The following is a 16081-nucleotide window of genomic DNA, read 5'->3' on the forward strand; positions in this document are numbered from 1 at the left end:
GCCTCTCGCTTTCGTGTTCGTGGATGGGCTTTCCTGCGAGGACTCCAAATCCTCGCACCAGGAGGCCGGATGCACTGTCGTTGGCTCTTCGTCGCGTTGACCCTGCTGTCCATCAGCTGCGCCCATTCGAAGCGGGGAGCGGAGGCGGAGCTGCCCAAGTACGAGCACGTCTTCCAGAAGCCCCTGGCGGAGGCGCTCGCGGCCACGCGCCAGCTGATGGAAGAGCGGGGCCACGTGTTCGAGGACACGGAGGATCCGACCCAGCTCGTCACCACCTGGTCCGAGCCCGACCGGGCCGGCTCGCGCAACACCACGTACACGCGCTACCTGGTGACAGGCATCGCCGTGGCCCCGCGCCAGTCCGTCGTGCGCATCTTCCGCATGACGCAGCAGACGACGGGCAACGACGTCGAGTGGAAGAAGCTGTGGTGGAAGATGTACCTGGAGCGCCGCGAGCAGCGGGCCCAGCCCTTCGTGCAGGACGTGGACTTCAGCATCGACGACGCGGACACCAAGCGCCTGTCCATGCTTCGCGGCGTCCAGCACGGCATCCGCGACATGGACCTGGAGCAGGCGCTCACCCTGCGGCTGGAGTCCGCGCCCTCCGTCGAAGTCCTCGCCGGCAACGCGGTGGAAGACAAGCGCCCCGCCCCCGTCCGCGCACCCGGGTTCTACCTGGAGCGCTGGAAGGAAGAGGCCCCCGCGGAAGGCCCGTGCACCACGCCCGTGCGCGGCCTGCCGGAGCTGCTGCACCCCGGGCTGACGCTCCTCATCGGCGAGCAACTGGGTTCCAACGAAGTGCCGGACGTCGTGGGCCACGTGGTGTGCCAGGCAGCCCAGACGGGGCTCGCCGTGGTGCTGGGCCTTTCGCTTCCGGACACGGAGCAGGCGCGGGTGAACGCCTACCTGGCCAGCCCCGGCGCCCCAGCCGACCAGGACGCGCTGCTGGAAGGCCGCTTCTGGACGCGGACCTACCAGGACGGCCGCAGCAGCCGCGCGGTGCTGGACCTCATTGACCGCATGCGGGCCCTGCGCACGGCGGGCCTGCGGGTGACGGTGGTGGCCTACGACACGGACGTGATCAACGGCAGCGAGCGCGACGCGGCCCAGGCCCGCGTCTGGACGAAGCGCCGTGCCGCGAAGCCAGACGAGGTCCAGGTGGTGCTCGCGGGCAACACGCACACGCGGATGGAGAAGGGCACGCAGTGGGACCCCGCCTTCACGCCCATGGCCCACCTGATGAAGGAGGACCGCTCGCTCGTCGTGCTGGACATGAGCTACGCCCAGGGCACGCGCTGGGGCTGCGACCTGGACCGCGACAGCAAGCTGGTCTGCGGCATCGTGGGCGCCACGCCCGCCCCGGCGGTGGCCGCCCGCCCCGGCCTGAGCCCGTACATCCAGATGCGCGAGACCTCCGCCACCGAAGGCCTCCAGGGTCTGCTGTACGTGGGGAAGCTCACCGCCTCCCTGCCGGCCCTCCTCGGACCGCGAGCAGAGCCGCCGAAGGACCCCCGTCAAGCCCCGAGGACCCCCGGCCGCGACCAGCCTCTCCCCGGAGTGTTCTAGCGGGCGGACCTGGAGGATTGACGACCGTTAACGTCAGGGTTAATCATTCACCCTGACGTTAACGAATCACCCTTCGCCAGGAGCCACCGCCATGAAGCCCATCCCCGAGGACTGGCCGCGCATCTCCTCCAGCCTCTTCTACGTGGACGCCCCGGCCGCCATCGACTGGCTGGAGCGCGCCTTCGGCTTCCAGACGCGCCTCAAGGTGGAGGGCGCGGACAACACCATCGTGCACGCGGAGCTGGCCTACGGCGACGGCGTCATCATGGTGAACTCCTCCGGGCGCCACGGCCTCCACCAGAGCCCCCAGCTGCACGGTGGCGTCAACACCCAGACCCTCACCGTCTACGTGGACGACGTGGACGCCCACTGCGCCCAGGCGCGCGCGGCAGGCGCCTCCATCCTCCAGGAGCCCGAGACCAAGAACTACGGCGACGACTGGGGCACCAACCGCACCTATGGCGCCCAGGACGTCGAAGGCCACCGCTGGTGGTTCACCCAGCGCGTCTTCACTCCGGCGTAGATTCCCCCGCCATGGCCACCCCGTCCGCGCTCGACCGCACCCTGGCCGCACTCGCCGACCCCACGCGCAGGGGCGTCGTGGACCGGCTGCGCCACCGGCCGCACCCCGCCGGGGAGCTGGCCGCCGCGTTCGACATGAGCCCTCCCGCCATGTCCCGCCACCTGCGCGTGCTGCGACAGACGGGGCTCGTGGAGGAGCGCATCGACACGGACGATGCCCGCGTGCGCGTCTACTCGCTGCGCCCGGAGCCCTTCGCCGCCCTGCGCGGCTGGCTCGACGAGGTGGAGTCTTTCTGGGCGGATCAACTGGGCGCCTTCAAGGCCCACGCGGAACGCACCCGGGGCTCCAAGCCCCCCGGAGGACGCAAGTCATGACGGCCCCCTCCGCCGACCGCGCGCGCGTCACCACCTTCGTCGCCGTGTCCCCGCTGGACGCCTTCGAGGTCTTCACGGAAGAGACCGACCTCTGGTGGGGCAAGAGCCCGCGCTACCGCGGCCTCCGGAACCCCAACAGCCTGCTGCGCTTCGACCCGCCCGGTCCCGGCGGCCGCCTGCTGGAGTCCTTCGAGGAGGAGGTCTTCGAAATCGGACGCGTGCTCGTCTGGGAGCCCGGCGCGCGGCTCGTCTTCCAATGGCGCGCGAGCAACTTCGCCCCCGGAGAGACCACCGAGGTCGACGTCCGCTTCGAGCCCACCTTCGGCGGCACCCGCGTCGTGCTCGAACACCGGGGCTGGGACGCCATCCGCATGGACCACCCCGTGCGCCACGGCCTGGATGGACCGGCCACCGTCGCGACCATCGGGCGTTGGTGGGGGGACCTCGTCACGCGCTACCGGCTCCACGCCGCGCGGCCCCGCCCCACGTAGGAAGACCTCCCGTCGCGCCTACTGGCAGGCGCCGCAGTCGGCCGCGCAGCTGTCCGGCGTGTTGCTGCCGCCGCACTTCTCCGTCAGCTGGCACACGCCGTCGCCGCAGCGGTAGATGTCCTGGGGCAGCATGCGCGTGGTGATGGGCCGGTAGTTCACGCCGTTGTACGTGCAGCGCGTGTAGTACGTCCGCGTGGTGTCCAGCGTGCAGTAGTACCGGCACGCGCCCACGTGCTTGATGACGGGCGTGCACGCCGTCGTCTCACTCCAGGAGGACAGGCCGCAGGTGCGCACCGTGCTCTCGTCGTAGTCCAGGTACGCGCCGTCGTTCGCCGCGAACGTGCCCTCGCCCGTGAAGAGGTTGCCGAAGAAGCACGCCTCCTTCTCACTGTAGGTGTTCAGCTCGTCCGTGGAATACGGCATCGTCCCGCCCACCGCGTCGCGCCCCAGCACGGAGATGTTCACGTGCACGCCGTACTTGTTCGCGTGCGCCGCCAGGCACGCGCTCACCACCTGCTGCTCCGCCAGCGTCGCCGGCTGCCCTCCCGACCAGCCCGGCGCCAATCCCAGACTCCCGTCCCAGGTGTAGCGCGTCCCCGTGGACGGGGACTGGTACGTCAGCGTCACGCCCGCCGCCATCGAGCACTTCGCCACGTAGCGCATCACCATGTCCGCCGACGCGGGATCCTGGTCGAACCAGGTCTTGAAGGCGTTCGCCGCCAGGCCCGTCGCCGTCAGGCCATTCAATCTCAAACCATTCACGGTCATGCCATTCACGGTCATGCCATTCACGGTCATGCCGTTCACCGTCATGCCATTGGTGGACACGAGCGCGTCCGAGGACTGCCCCAGCCCGGTGGGCGTTTCATCCACCGGAGCGCCGCAGCCGGCGAGCACCGCGGCCAGGCAGAGCGCCGTCCAGGGGGAGGAACGGAAGGGGGAGTTGCGAGGGGGATTGAGGTGCATGGGGACTGCCTCCGCGTGGTTGACCGCACGAGCCGTGCGGCCTGATCAACCGGTAAACGCACTCCAACGAAGCGAGGAGCACCCCCTGCCCTCCCGGCCCATCCCCTTCGGTCCGTCGCACAACACGCGCGGCGTGCGGCGGCGGACGCTCCTCCATTCACCGCATGGCGGCGAACGCTCACCCCTTCCAAAAGATCAGGCAGTCCGCGTCCGGCTCTTGCCTGCCTTCACCTTCGCCTTCGGGCGCGGAGGCCGGGGCAGCCGCACCGTGAACGTCGTGCCGTCCTTCTGCGACGACGTCACCTCCACCGTCCCCCCGTGCGCTTGGACGATCTCCTTCACGATGAACAACCCCAGCCCCAGTCCGCCGTTGCGCCGGCCCTGCTCACGCTCGCCCTCGCCCTGGCGGAATGGATCAAACAGCCGCTCGCGCAGCTCCTCCGGGATGGGCGCGCCGGGGTTCTGCACCTCCAGCACCTGGTGCTCGCCCTTCGCCCAGCAGCGCAGGAACACCGGCGCCTCCGGGCTGCCGTGCTCCAGCGCGTTGCCCACCAGGTTGGAGAGCACCTGTGCCAGCCGCTCCGCGTCCCACTCGCCTTCCGCCTTGCCGTCCACGTCCACCGCCACCGCGCGGTCCGGGTACGCCGCCGACAATTCGTCCACCACCTGCTGACACACCGCCCCCAGGTCCGTGGGGCCCTTGCGCAGCGGGATGCCGCCGGCCAGCCGGGCGCGCGTCAAATCCAGCAGGTCCGCGATCATGTTCCCCATGCGCGTCGCGGAGGACTCAATGCGCTGCGCATGCTGCCGGTGCTGCTCCGGCGTGCACTCCAAGGGACCCCGGCGCTTCTGCGCCCGCGCGGACAGCACGATGGCGTTGAGCGGGTTGCGCAGGTCATGCCCCAGGATGCCGATGAAGCGCTCGCGGAAGCGCGCCTCCTCCACCATCGTCTCCATCTGGCGGGTGCGCTCGGTGACGTCCATCATCGAGCCAATCATCCGCACCGGGCGCCCCTCGTCGTCGCGCGCCAGCACGCCGCGGTCCAGCACGTGCGCCCAGCTGCCGTCCGCGCGCTGGAAGCGGTACTCCTCGCTCCACACGTCGCCCGTGGACGCGACGAACTCCACCAGCCGGTCCACCACCCGGTCCCGGTCGTCGTCGTGCACGCGCTCGCCCCACCAGCCCAGCTTGTGCTCCAGCACCGCCGTGGCGTGGCCGAACGCGTCCCCCGTGCCCGGGTCCCACCGCACGCGGTCCGTGGCGAAGTGCCAATCCCACAACACGTCATGCGTGGCGCGCGTGGCCAGCCGGTAGCGCTCCTCCGCCTCGCGCAGCGCGCTCACCGTCTGCTCCGCCCGAGCCAGCGCCGCCTCCACCTCCTGCCGCGCCGCCCGCTCCCGCTCCGCCTGATGCGCGTCCGCCGCCTGCCCCTCGTCGCGAGGCAACAGCCACAGCGCCAATCCCTCTCCGTGCCGCGTCACCACGTACCGCCGCCCCGCCGGGTCCCCCGCCAGCAGGCCCACGTGCGGCACCCCGCGCATCAGGACGCGCACGAACGCCGTCACGTCGAACAGCGCGACGCCTTCCCGCGTCCACAAGGACACGTGGCGGCCCAGCTCCAGGGAGCGCACCCAGCCCTCCGCTGGGACGTTCATGGACGTCCACCGGAAGTCGAGCGCTTCACCCGTCTCCCCGTGCAGCGGCTCGAGGAGGATGCAGGGCGTCTCGTTGTCAGCGGGCAGTTCCCATGCCGGAGCCATGCCCGGCCCCCAGGACAAACCCATCATCGTGCTCCCCCCGACGCTTTCGGGCCTGTCCCCCACCCTCTACGTCGGTGCCGGGCAGGCTGGAAAAACCCGCGTCTCGTGGAATACTGACACATCTGGCCAGGAGTGGAGCAGCCCCACGGGGCAGGTGGCGCGAAAAAATGCTCACCCCCGAGCAGTCACCCTACCCTCCAGGACAGGTCAGTACCGGCCCTTGACGCCGATGATGGGCAGGGCGATGGGCAGTCCCACCGCATTCTTGGTCAGGGGTTGCCGGCTGTAGCCGCCGCCCAGGTAGTCGAAGCCCAGCGTCTCCGTGTTGAGGGTGACGTTGAGCATGTCCAGGTAGGCCTCCAGGGTGAACGTCTCGTAGGCCCAGGCCTTGGACACGCGCAGGTCGAAGCGGAAGAAGGGCGGCAGCCGGTCCACCTGATCGCGATCCACCTGCACCCACGCGGGGCGGCCGTCCGCGTCGGTGCCCTCGCGGTGCGTCTGGCTTCCCAGGGTGCCGTACTCCGGGCGTCCACTGTTGAAGTGGAGCACGCCCCCCAGGGTGATGTTGTTGGAGAACTTGTGGCTGACCACCAGATTCAGGATGTGTGTCTGGTCGAACGCGAAGGGCAGGTCCGCGATGTCCTCGGAGATGGCCTGACCTGACGAGTCATACCGATAGAAGGTGGTGCGCCGCGTGCTGCGCTGGAGGCTGTACGAAAGCCAACCGAACCAGTTGTTCCCCAGCGGGTAGCGGATGAGCACCTCCAACCCATACGCCAGCCCATGGCTGGTGAAGTCCGGGAGGTCCCAGTCGTCCCGGCTGACTGGCGGCGGATCCACATCCACCTGCCGCGCGCGCACCCGGCGGAAACCGTAGGGATTGAAGTCCCCGCCGGGCGGGGTCGGCGGCGGCACATCCGAGTCGCCGCCGCCGTCCAGGTCGTCGGTCAGGCCCTCGTCGGAGAAGGGCGTGAGCTCGATGGTGCGGAGCATGGGGTTCACGTAGACGTCCAGCCCCACCTCCCACTTGTCGAAGGCCTTCCACTCCACGCCCGTGGAGAGCTGCACGCCCTCCTGCAAGCCCAACAACAGACTGCCCACGTCCACCACCGGCAGGCTGATGAGGGTGGTGGGCGGCTGGTGGAAGATGCCCGCGCCGCCCTTGAGCGTCACGGTGTCGGTGAGCTTGTGGCGCACCGTGAGGCGCGGCTCGATGACCTTGTGGTCGAACCCGCCGGACAGGTGGTAGCTGTCCAGGCGCAGGCCGGGCACCACCGTCCATCTGTCATTGGGCGTCCACACGCCTTCCCCATACACGCCTGCGAAGGTGGCCAGCGCCACGGGCACGCGCACCGTGTCCTCCTCCACCTCCTGGCCGTCCCGCACCGTGAGCACGTCCACGATGGCGCGCTTGTGTTCCAGGTCCGCGCCCGCGCGCAGGAGCAGCCGCTCATCCCATGGCACGCTGTAGCCCACGCGCCCGGAGTAGTTGCCCTGGTCGATGTAGATTTCATTCCCGCTGTCCGGCCCGCGCGACACGACGGAGAAGCGGTCCAGGCCCCAGGTGCCGCCCACCTCGAACTCGCCCTTGCCCAGCGGGTGGCGGCCGCGCAGGTCCACGCGGTGGAAGTTGATGGACTGGAGCGCGGTGTCGCCCTGGTCGTCCTGCGCCTCCGAGCCGAAGGTGTCCGACGAACCAAAGGCAAACAACCGCAGCTTGCCCTGCCCCACGTCCTGCTCCACGCGGGCCTGATAATCCCAGAAGTCCAACACCACCTTCGGGTTGGTGCGCCCCGGCGGCGGCGGGTCCTGCAACTGATTGGCCGCCAGCGCGATGATCCACGGCGTATAGGAATAGCGGCCCGCGAGGCTGACGTTGGTGCCGGTGGACTTGAACGGCGTCTCGATGAAGAACCCCGCGTTGATGAAGTCCGCGTAGGCGCTGCCGTGTACGCGGTCGTCGCGAGGCCGGGTGAGGCGCCCGTCGATGGCGCCGCCCATCAGCCGGCCGTACTGCGGCGGCGGCGAGCCCGGATAGAAGTCGATGGCGTCCAGGAAGTCCGGGTGGATGACCGCGGGCCCCAGGAACAGGTGGAAGAGGATGGGGATGCGGATGCCATCCAGGAAGTAGCCCGTGGACGCGGGCTGGCTGCCGCGCACCACCGGGTACGCCACGCCGGACAGCATGCTGCCCACGCCCGGCAGCAGCATGACCACGCGGAAGGGGTCGCCCATGGTGCCGGGCACTTCCCGCAGCTCCGCGTCGTGCAGCGTGATGCGGCTGACCTCCGTGCGCTCGCGGTCGCCGCGCACCACCGTCTCGTAGGGGTTCACCACGAGCGGCTCCAGGCCGTAGACGACCTCCAGCGACTCGCTGGACTTCAGCGCCTCGCGGAACAGGCCGGGCTTGTGGCCAGGAGCGAACACGCGCACCGCCTGGCCGCCCGTGGGGAAGCGCGCCTCGAAGCGGCCGTTCTCGTCCGTCTGCACCGGCGAGTCCGGCGCCGCGTCCGACACCAGCGTCGCGCCAATCAGCGGCCGGCGGTTGCCCTTCTCCCGCACCAGGCCCTTGAGGGTGATGGGCCCCCTCAGCTCGGCCCCCGCCAGGGTGCCGCCGTCCGCGCCGGAGGCCACCGGGACGGGCGCCTCGAAGCGGTACTCGAAGAACAGGCGCACCGCGACGGGCTGGCCCTCCATCATCGCGGGCGAGAAGCGCAGGGACGGCGCGGCATGCAGCGCGGCCTCGTTGAGCAGCGGATGCACGCCCTCCACCAGCGTGGCGCGGTCCACCTCGCCCGCCTCGTCCACCAGCAGCTCCAGCTTCACCGTGCCCGCCACGCCCTCGCCCACCAGCCGGGGCGGGTACGGCGCGGGCGAGTCCCGCATCAGCGCGGGCGGCACGAAGGCGGCCAGCGTGGGCCCGCCGTCCCCCGCGTCTGGCGCCGCGCCCGCCTCCAGCGCCCAGCCCGCGTCCGTGCGCTGGAGGTCCGCCTCCTTCACGACCGTGCCCGCGCCCCCGTCCTGGCGGTCGTCCCCCTGCGTCCACGGCGCATCCATGCTCCGAGGGGCGGAGCCGGAGGTGAGGTTCTCCTCCGTGACGGGCAGGCCCGCGTCCAGCGTGTCGCCCAGCCGGGCACTGCCGGGGTCCGCTTCAGGGGATTGGGCGCGAGCGGGGAGCACCGGCCACAGCAGGCACATCGAAAGCGCCAGCGCGGCGGCGTGCCAGGGCGTGCTCCTCTTCGCGAAGGTCATGGGTGATGGCGTTCGTGCAAGGCGGATCCCGGCCGGCGTCCATGAGGCCAGGGGATGTCCGCCCTGACAAGCGCTGCTCCGTGACGCATGCCATCACCGCCCGGCAGGGGCCGTGCGGGCGGCACCCCCTTTCCGCTGGAGGACATTTGCCTTCCGCGTCACGTCGCGCCGTGGATGCCCGGCCCCGTCCCGGGGACGGGGCGCCCCATTTCGGATCCATCCCCACCTTCCAGGAAGTCGCCCTTTCCCATTTCCCGGATGCCATGGAACGCCCCACCCCTCCCAGACCTCTCTCCAACGACATGCTCCAGGACAGGGTGCGCGCGGCGTCTGGCGTCACGCGAGCCTGCTTATGATTCCCCCGCCGTCCCTGCGCTACCTTCCCCACGGACTGCTCGCGTCACTGCTATTGGGCCTGATGTTGATGCCGCTGCTCTTCCCGCCGTCACTGGCGCGAGCGGGAAACGAAGGACCTGACACCTTCATCGACGAAGGGCCCCCGGGGGCCACGCCCTCCAGGGAGGCCACCTTCGTCTTCACCGCCACCACGCTGAAGCCCGTGTTCTGGTGCTCGCTGGACGGCAGCCTCTACATCCCCTGCGAATCCCCGTGGCGCCTGAAGGACCTGCCCGTGGGCGAGCACACCGTGGACGTCTACGCGGTGGACGTGAACACCGCGCACCGCGACCCCACCCCGTCTGGCTGGGTGTGGCGGGTGACGAAAACAGACCCGCGCGTGGGCCCCCCCCGCCCCCCTGCATCCGCGCCCTGAGGCAGAAGCCCCTGGGGCGGAGACCCGAGGGCTTCAGCGGCGCGTGGGCAGGATGGCGCTGGCCACCAGGCTCATCAGCTTGAGCTGGGGACGCGGCAGCCGGCGCACGGCGCGCAAGAGGCGGCGCATCTCCGGCAGGTCGTCCTTGTCCGTGGAGTCCTCCTCCCACAGCCCCGCGCCCGCCGCCGCCGCCACGGCCAGCCCCAGGGACGCGTCCGCGGACAGCTGCAGCGCCAGGCACAGGCGGAACAGCGTGGGGACGCTGGGCATCATCTTGCCCCGCTCCAGCCGGCCGTAGACCTCCGACGCGATGCCGACGCGATCCGCCACGTCCGCCTGCGTGAGGCCAGCCCGCAACCGCGCGGCCCGGGCCGCCGCGCCCACGCTGACCGCCAGCTTGCGCTCCAACTGCCGCCGCGACAGCGCGGCCGCCGACGCGGGCGCCACACGGGGCTTCTTCCGGACGCGGCCGGAAGCCAGAGGACCTCGGGGGTGGGTTTTCACCACATCAACCTTGCACGTGACGTCCGGTGGGGTGGCCGCAAGGCTCGCGACCCCGCCACCGCCGGAGCGGTTCAGAGGTCGTTATAACCCACCACGTCACTCGGGCCCATCCCTATATGACAGGTAGTCCTGCATTCCCCCGTCCACCGGAAGGGCGTCGTTCACGGTTCCATAAGCCCACATGAAACGACATGCAATCCCGCAAGGCGTCTGAGATTGTCCGGGTTCGGGGGCCTGGGTTGCGCCGGGGGGGCTCAACCGTCCGACGTGGCGACGCGTTCCCAGCCATCCGGGTAGTGCGTGATGAGCCCCAGGGCGTCGGTGTCCACCTCGGCGACGAAGGTGCCGCCCGCGCTCTCGTAGCGGTAGCGCGTGGAGGACAGCCGGGTGTAGCGCTGCTCCAGCCGCTCCAGGGACAGGTCCGGCAGCCGCACCCACGCGGCCGTCACGTCCCGGGCCTGGCCGGGTTCAAGCCCCAGCCGGCGGATGGGCAGGGTGTTGGTGGAGGGGGTGACGCTCAGGTCCACGTCCACGCACCCGCGCAGCTCCGGCAGCTCCCGCCCGTCGCGCCACCAGCGCTGGTGGTCATCCACCTGGAGCACCAGCGTCCGCCGGGTGCCGCCCTGGTGCAGGGCCAGCCGCGCCTCGCGCGTGTGCCAGTCCGGGTCGCACGCCACGGTGTAGCGCACCAGCAGCGGCAGGCCTTCGCCCACCAGCACCACGGTGCCCGTGAAGAGGGGCCCTTCCGCGGACTCCCACAGCTCGAAGTGCTCCGTGCCGGGGGACTCCAGGCGCCGCCAGGTCAGGGCCTGCAGGCAGCGGCCCTCGGGCGTGCCGCCGGGCCGGGCGGTGCGCGCCGTCACGGGACGGACCTCCGGAGGCTCCCTGGCCTCCCGGACCTCACCGCGAGGCCTCCGGGGGCGGCCACCTCACGGCGCGCCCCGTCCGGCGTAGAGGCAGTCCAGCGCCTCGTCCAGCAGGCACAGGGCGGCGTCGCTCCAGCCGCGCAGCCGCTGCTGGGGCGTGGGGCGGCCCACGTGGGGGATGAGCTGCGCGTCGGCGGCGTCCTCGATGAACTGGGCCTGCTGCTCCGGGTTGAGCTCCGCCCAGCGCCGGTGGCCCACGGCCTTGCGCCAGTCGTAGCCGTCACCCAGGTACTGCGCCGCCAGCGCGCCGCTCAGGTAGCCCGTGCCGCCGTGCTGGTGCTGCCACACGTGCGTGAGCTCATGCACGAGCAGCCGGAAGCCCACCGCGCCGTAGCCGGGCGGAATGAAGAGGATGTCGCCGTGGGCGAACGCGCGGCCCGGCAGGCCCAGCAGGCCCAGGGCGCCTTCCTTCACGCGCACGCAGCGGTAGTCCAGGCTGTCGCCGAAGATGGGACGCAGCCGGTCCACCTCCGCGTCCGTCAGGCGGCGGCCCACGGGCTCCAGGCCCGTCACCACCTGCACGGCGGACAGCACGCGCCCGCCCAGCATCAGCACCAGGTCCACCGGCACCTGCGCCACGCGGAACAGGCAGCGCTTGAGCTGCGGCAGGCCGTCACGCGAGCGCCCCGTCGCGCAGCGGGCCATGCCGCTGGCGAAGAGCATCAGCGCCAGGTACGCGCTGCGCGCGGCGCCCGCGGACGCCCCGGCGATGCCAGTGAACAACCCGTGGCCCGCGTCCGCCACCCGCGCCGTCAAGGGCGCGAGGCGGGGAGCGTCACGGCGGGAGTCACGGACGGCTTGCGGATTGAGCGAGGTGGGAGACCCCAAGGACCCTCTCCAGGAGCGAGCGCAGCTGACCGGCCCGCCAGGGCCGGCCAAGTGCGAAGTGGGTGTGGCAGGCCGTCGGGAGGGTGGCGCTCGCCTCGGGACGGAAACCGGAGGACAGGAGGATGCGCGGACCGTGGAAGCCACGGTCCACCAGCCGGCACAGGAAGTCGCTCACGACGCGGCGATCCGCGTCCAGGTCCAGCACCAGCCCGTCCACCGTCACGCCCGTGTCCAACCGCCGGTCCGCCGACGTCGCGCCCAGCGTCGTCACGATCCGGCACCCCAACCCCACCTCACGCGCCACCGCCAGCCGGACCTCGGGGGCCTCGGAGACCACCAGGAGCACCGGCGCCGCCTTCCCCGTCCGGGGCGCCGCGATCGGGACCACCGCCCCGCGCCGCGCACCCAGGACCGCGGGCGCCGTGGGACGGCTGAAAGCGAATTCCGGGACAAGGAGGGAAGACGGTGCGGTGGCCACGTCCCAATAATAAGCAGCAAGAACGGAAATATCAAGCTTGGCTTGAATCACCGTCAGAACGGTGAACTCCTACCAGAGTGAGGGCCGCGATCTCCGGGGCGGGGCCCAGACGGAGCGGGGGGCCCCAGTAGCCGGTGCCGCGGTGGGTGTAGACCCGGGTCCCGGCGACGGTGGCCAGCCCCTGCACGACGGGCTGCTGGAACTTCACGAAGAACATGAAGGGGAAGATCTGCCCGCCGTGGGTGTGGCCGGACAATTGGAGGTCCACGCGCAGGCCCTGCAGGAACAGGGCGGTGCGGGGCTGGTGGGCCAGGAGCACGCGGGGCACATCCGCCGGGGCGCCGGCGAGCGCGAGGTCGGGGCGGCTCTGGAGGGGCGGGTCGATGTGGCCCGCGTCGTGGTCGGTGACGCCGGCGATGACGAGCCGGGCGCCGCCGCGCTCCACCACGCGGTGTTCGTTGGTGAGGACGGTGATGCCCAGCCGGGCGACCTCGGCCATCCAGGCGCGGGCGCCGTGGTAGAATTCGTGGTTTCCGGTGACGTAGTAGACGCCCAGCGGCGCCTTGATGCCCGCGAGCGGCGTCATCTGGTCGCGCAGCTGGTCCACGGAGCCATCCACCAGGTCACCCGTGATGGCGACGATGTCCGGCTGGAGCGCGTTGACCTGATCCACCACGCGCTGAAGCCACACGCCGTCCAGGGTAGGGCCCACGTGGACGTCGGAGAGCTGCACGACGCGGAGGCCGTCCAGGCCCGGGCCCAGGTCCTGGAGGGCCACGGTGGTGCGCTCCACGCGGGCCTTGCCGCGCGCGGTGACGAAGGCGAAGGCCACGGCGGGCACGACGGTGCCCAGCACGGCGGCCGCGCGGCCCCGGGCGAGCGCGTGCATGTCGGTGACGGTGCCGGAGAGCGACAGCGCGGCGCCGACGATGTCGGAAGCCAGCACGGCGGTGAGGAACACGCCGAAGGCGCCCAGCCAGAGGTACGCGCCCCACTGGATGACGCGGGTGAAGCCGGTGGCCTCACGGCGCGCGGCGCGAAAACCCGCCAGCAGCACGAGGTAGCAGAGGCCCAGCAGGCCCCAGCCCAGCGCGGCCCAGGGAGCGGGCCAGCCGGGGGCGGTGAAGAGGCGCAGGCCGATGTACACGTGCAGCGCGGTGGGCAGGCCCAACCCCAGGAGGAGGGACAGCACCCATCGCCAGCCCGGAGCACCGGCCGAGCGCCGGCCCCGCCGCGAGGGAGCTTCTTCCGAGGACACGTCCGTCGTCACGCGCGCCACCCTGTCGTCCCGGGAGCCGGGACGCCTTCGAGGGCGGGAAGATAACGGCCCCCCCCACGCCGCGCCCGCCGACCCCGCCGGACGCCTGGCGGCCCCTCTGAAGATGGTATTCCATGAAAAATATGGAATCCTTCCGCTGGCGCTCATGGATCACGCTGATGCTGTGCAGCGTGCTGTTCGGGGGCTGCGCGACGGCGACGTGCATCGACAGCGAGACGTGCTGTATCGAGGCCCACCCGGGCAACCCCGCCGCGTGTGGGCTCACGGCGGGCGAAGCAGCAGCCCTCATGGGAGCCGCCGCAGGCGCCGGGACTGCCGCCGCGGTCACGTCGTCTCAAGCCAAGGAGGATGAGTTCGCGCACAACGCTCACCTTCCCGAATGGAAGCAGCGGTGCATCCGCGCATGGAACGACTGTGCCGACGGTAGACTCGATGGTCCCTGCACAGCCTGTCTCCGACGCTGCGAGGGGCAACACGAGTGGCCTGCCGATATGTGCGGCCCGAAGCCGAGGAAGCGTTAGATGACCGCCCGACCCGATTGGGACGCGATACGGGACCTGTCGCGTCGTGTGCTTCGAGAGGGAGCCCCCCTGGCCCTCACGGAGGACGTGCGCGCGCTCCTCCTCCGCACCGCCGACGAAGTCGGCATCGCCGGCGCCGACGAAGCACTCCGGACCGATGCCGGTGCGCTCACGCTCCTGCGCGAGTGCGCTCGCCGCATCACGGACGGCTCCAACAGACTCATGGACGCACTGCACCGGATGTTCCGGTACCAGGATGAGGGCGACTACGAGAGCGCGCGTCAGGAGATGCGCGACGTGCTCTCTGTCGAAGTCGTTCCCTACTACCGCGAGGCAGCACAGGGACAGCTCGACGACATGGCCGACGCGCCGTGACCGGCCCGGGCGCGGCGCCCACGTGGCACCGCGCCCGACCTGTCTTTCAATTCCGCGAGCGGCGGCGGCGCGCCAGGGCGCCCAGCCCCACCAGCGCCCAGACGCTGATCATCCCCGCGGGCGCCGCGCCACAGCCGCAGCCCACGTCCAGGTCGGTGGGGCCTCGCACCTGGAAGCCCACCTCCGGTGAACGCAGTCCCGCCTCGCCCTCCTCCGTCACCACCTGCGCGACGACCTTGTGCGCTCCCGTCGCGAGCGCCTTGTCCGCCGTCAGCACGTGGCGGAAGACGCCTTCGTCGTCCGCGGTGGCGGTCGCGAGCGCCTTGCCATCCAGCTCCAGAAGCACGGACGTGCCGGGCAGCGCCACGCCCACGAACGAGAAGGTCGGATCCACCGTCGCGCCTTCCGCGGGCACGACCACCATGGGCATCGCCGGATCCACCGGGCCCGCGTCGGTGCCGCCATCCGTTCCGCCGTCCCCGCCGGGCACCACCACCTCGAAGCCCACGACGTCGGAGTACGGCCCGTCATCGCCCGCTTCGTTGTGCGCGTGCACCGTGACCTTGTGCGTGCCCACGCTCAGCGGCGCCGAGCCCGGCACCTGGAAGCGGAAGCGCCCCAGCAGGTCCAACGGCACGATGTTGTCCGGCCCCTCGTCAATCACGACGCCCACGCTGACGCCATTGGCCGCGGTGCCGGCGAACAACGGCGTGGGACTCACGGTGTCCCCGTTCGAGGGCACCACCAGCACGGCCATCTGCACGACACCGCCGTCCGCGAGCGCCACCGCGGGCGTGCTGAAGCGCACCGGCGTGGAGGACTTGCTCGCCACACCCAGCGAATCCGCCCAGGCGATGACGTCGTGCGCGCCCGCGGCCAGCGGCGTGGTGGGGTCGTAGGTGAAGCGGCCGTCCGAACCCGGCACCGCCGCGCCAATCTCCCGCCCGTCCACGACGAGGTGAACGACCGGCCCGTTCGTGCCCGCGGTCCCTTCGATGCGCGGGCGCGTGCTGCTGGCCGCCTCGCCCGACACCGGCGCCGTGATGACGGGCGTGACGGGCACCTGGAAGGACTCAACCACCTGCTGCACCGTCCCCCCCGGGGTGCCACCATCCGACGTGGAGACCGGCCCCGCGCCGTACGAGCCCGCACCCGGGTACGCGGACACGCCCGCGCTGCCCGCGCTCACGTTGGGCGCACACGCGAGGCTCCTTGCCTGGAGCAACAGCCGGCCCCCGGCGCCACCGCCGCCCGGTCCGAAGGGCTGCTTGTCCATCCGCGTGTCGCCGCCCGCGCCGCCCCGCGCCTCGGCCCCGCCGCAGTTCAGGACGTCCACCGCGCGCAGCACCACCGCGCCGCCCGCGCCACCGCCGCCCGCGCCGTCATTGCCCTGCGAGGGCGCCGCCGCCAGGCCCGAGGCGCTGAAGACGCCCTTCCCATCGAACGCGGTGGCGCGGATGAACAC

The 16081-nt window shown here is 71.4% G+C and carries 15 protein-coding genes; 6 read left to right on the forward strand and 9 right to left on the reverse strand.

The genetic code is table 11. From position 1 onward, the window contains the following. Positions 1-69 precede the first annotated feature (69 nt). The 4 genes from D7X32_RS15900 to D7X32_RS15915 all read left to right on the forward strand — a co-directional run bounded on the left by D7X32_RS15900 (position 70) and on the right by D7X32_RS15915 (position 2954). On the forward strand, positions 70-1566 hold the full coding sequence (locus D7X32_RS15900; RefSeq protein ID WP_120603393.1) for a hypothetical protein: 1497 nt from the start codon (positions 70-72) through the stop codon (positions 1564-1566). A gap of 91 nt (positions 1567-1657) precedes the next feature. Continuing rightward, positions 1658-2089 (forward strand): VOC family protein, encoded by a 432-nt coding sequence (locus tag D7X32_RS15905; RefSeq protein ID WP_120603394.1) that lies wholly within the window; start codon positions 1658-1660, stop codon positions 2087-2089. A gap of 11 nt (positions 2090-2100) precedes the next feature. Then, a complete protein-coding gene (locus D7X32_RS15910; protein WP_120603395.1) occupies positions 2101-2463 on the forward strand; it encodes an ArsR/SmtB family transcription factor in 363 nt (120 codons plus the stop codon). After that, positions 2460-2954 (forward strand): SRPBCC domain-containing protein, encoded by a 495-nt coding sequence (locus D7X32_RS15915; RefSeq protein WP_120603396.1) that lies wholly within the window; start codon positions 2460-2462, stop codon positions 2952-2954. Before D7X32_RS15910 ends, D7X32_RS15915 begins: the two co-directional genes overlap by 4 nt. A gap of 18 nt (positions 2955-2972) precedes the next feature. Here D7X32_RS15915 and D7X32_RS15920 read toward each other — a convergent pair whose 3' ends face one another. The 3 genes from D7X32_RS15920 to D7X32_RS15930 all read right to left on the reverse strand — a co-directional run bounded on the left by D7X32_RS15920 (position 2973) and on the right by D7X32_RS15930 (position 8933). Beyond that, complete coding sequence (locus D7X32_RS15920; protein WP_120603397.1) at positions 2973-3920, reverse strand: hypothetical protein; 948 nt, start codon at positions 3918-3920, stop codon at positions 2973-2975. A 195-nt stretch (positions 3921-4115) separates the two neighbouring features. Next, complete coding sequence (locus D7X32_RS15925) at positions 4116-5681, reverse strand: PAS domain-containing sensor histidine kinase (RefSeq protein ID WP_208752443.1); 1566 nt, start codon at positions 5679-5681, stop codon at positions 4116-4118. Positions 5682-5888: 207 nt separating this feature from the next. Continuing rightward, positions 5889-8933, reverse strand: a complete 3045-nt coding sequence (locus tag D7X32_RS15930; RefSeq protein ID WP_171449879.1) for a TonB-dependent receptor domain-containing protein — start codon at positions 8931-8933, stop codon at positions 5889-5891. A gap of 352 nt (positions 8934-9285) precedes the next feature. On the opposite strand from D7X32_RS15930, the gene D7X32_RS15935 reads away from it, so the two are divergent. Continuing rightward, a complete protein-coding gene (locus D7X32_RS15935) occupies positions 9286-9705 on the forward strand; it encodes a hypothetical protein (protein WP_120603398.1) in 420 nt (139 codons plus the stop codon). 33 nt (positions 9706-9738) lie between these two features. Here D7X32_RS15935 and D7X32_RS15940 read toward each other — a convergent pair whose 3' ends face one another. From D7X32_RS15940 to D7X32_RS15960, 5 genes are all read right to left on the reverse strand, one after another. Further along, positions 9739-10113, reverse strand: a complete 375-nt coding sequence (locus D7X32_RS15940) for a helix-turn-helix transcriptional regulator (RefSeq protein WP_167497754.1) — start codon at positions 10111-10113, stop codon at positions 9739-9741. Between the two features lie 350 nt (positions 10114-10463). Next, positions 10464-11072: a putative glycolipid-binding domain-containing protein gene (locus D7X32_RS15945; RefSeq protein ID WP_120603399.1), complete on the reverse strand. Its 609-nt coding sequence runs from the start codon at positions 11070-11072 to the stop codon at positions 10464-10466. Between the two features lie 66 nt (positions 11073-11138). Further along, complete coding sequence (locus D7X32_RS15950; protein ID WP_244239029.1) at positions 11139-11963, reverse strand: eCIS core domain-containing protein; 825 nt, start codon at positions 11961-11963, stop codon at positions 11139-11141. After that, positions 11923-12351: a hypothetical protein gene (locus D7X32_RS15955; protein ID WP_244239030.1), complete on the reverse strand. Its 429-nt coding sequence runs from the start codon at positions 12349-12351 to the stop codon at positions 11923-11925. The genes D7X32_RS15950 and D7X32_RS15955 overlap by 41 nt, the downstream gene beginning before the upstream one ends. A 121-nt stretch (positions 12352-12472) precedes the next feature. After that, on the reverse strand, positions 12473-13711 hold the full coding sequence (locus D7X32_RS15960; protein WP_438359017.1) for a metallophosphoesterase: 1239 nt from the start codon (positions 13709-13711) through the stop codon (positions 12473-12475). A 530-nt stretch (positions 13712-14241) separates the two neighbouring features. Here D7X32_RS15960 and D7X32_RS15970 point away from each other — a divergent pair. Continuing rightward, positions 14242-14616: a DUSAM domain-containing protein gene (locus D7X32_RS15970; protein ID WP_120603401.1), complete on the forward strand. Its 375-nt coding sequence runs from the start codon at positions 14242-14244 to the stop codon at positions 14614-14616. Between the two features lie 46 nt (positions 14617-14662). Here the strand turns inward: D7X32_RS15970 and D7X32_RS15975 are convergent. Then, the coding region (locus tag D7X32_RS15975) for an MYXO-CTERM sorting domain-containing protein (protein WP_244239031.1) at positions 14663-16081 on the reverse strand (1419 nt) is incomplete at its 5' end.

Origin of the sequence: Corallococcus carmarthensis, assembly GCF_003611695.1 — a bacterium.
Lineage (GTDB): Bacteria > Myxococcota > Myxococcia > Myxococcales > Myxococcaceae > Corallococcus > Corallococcus carmarthensis.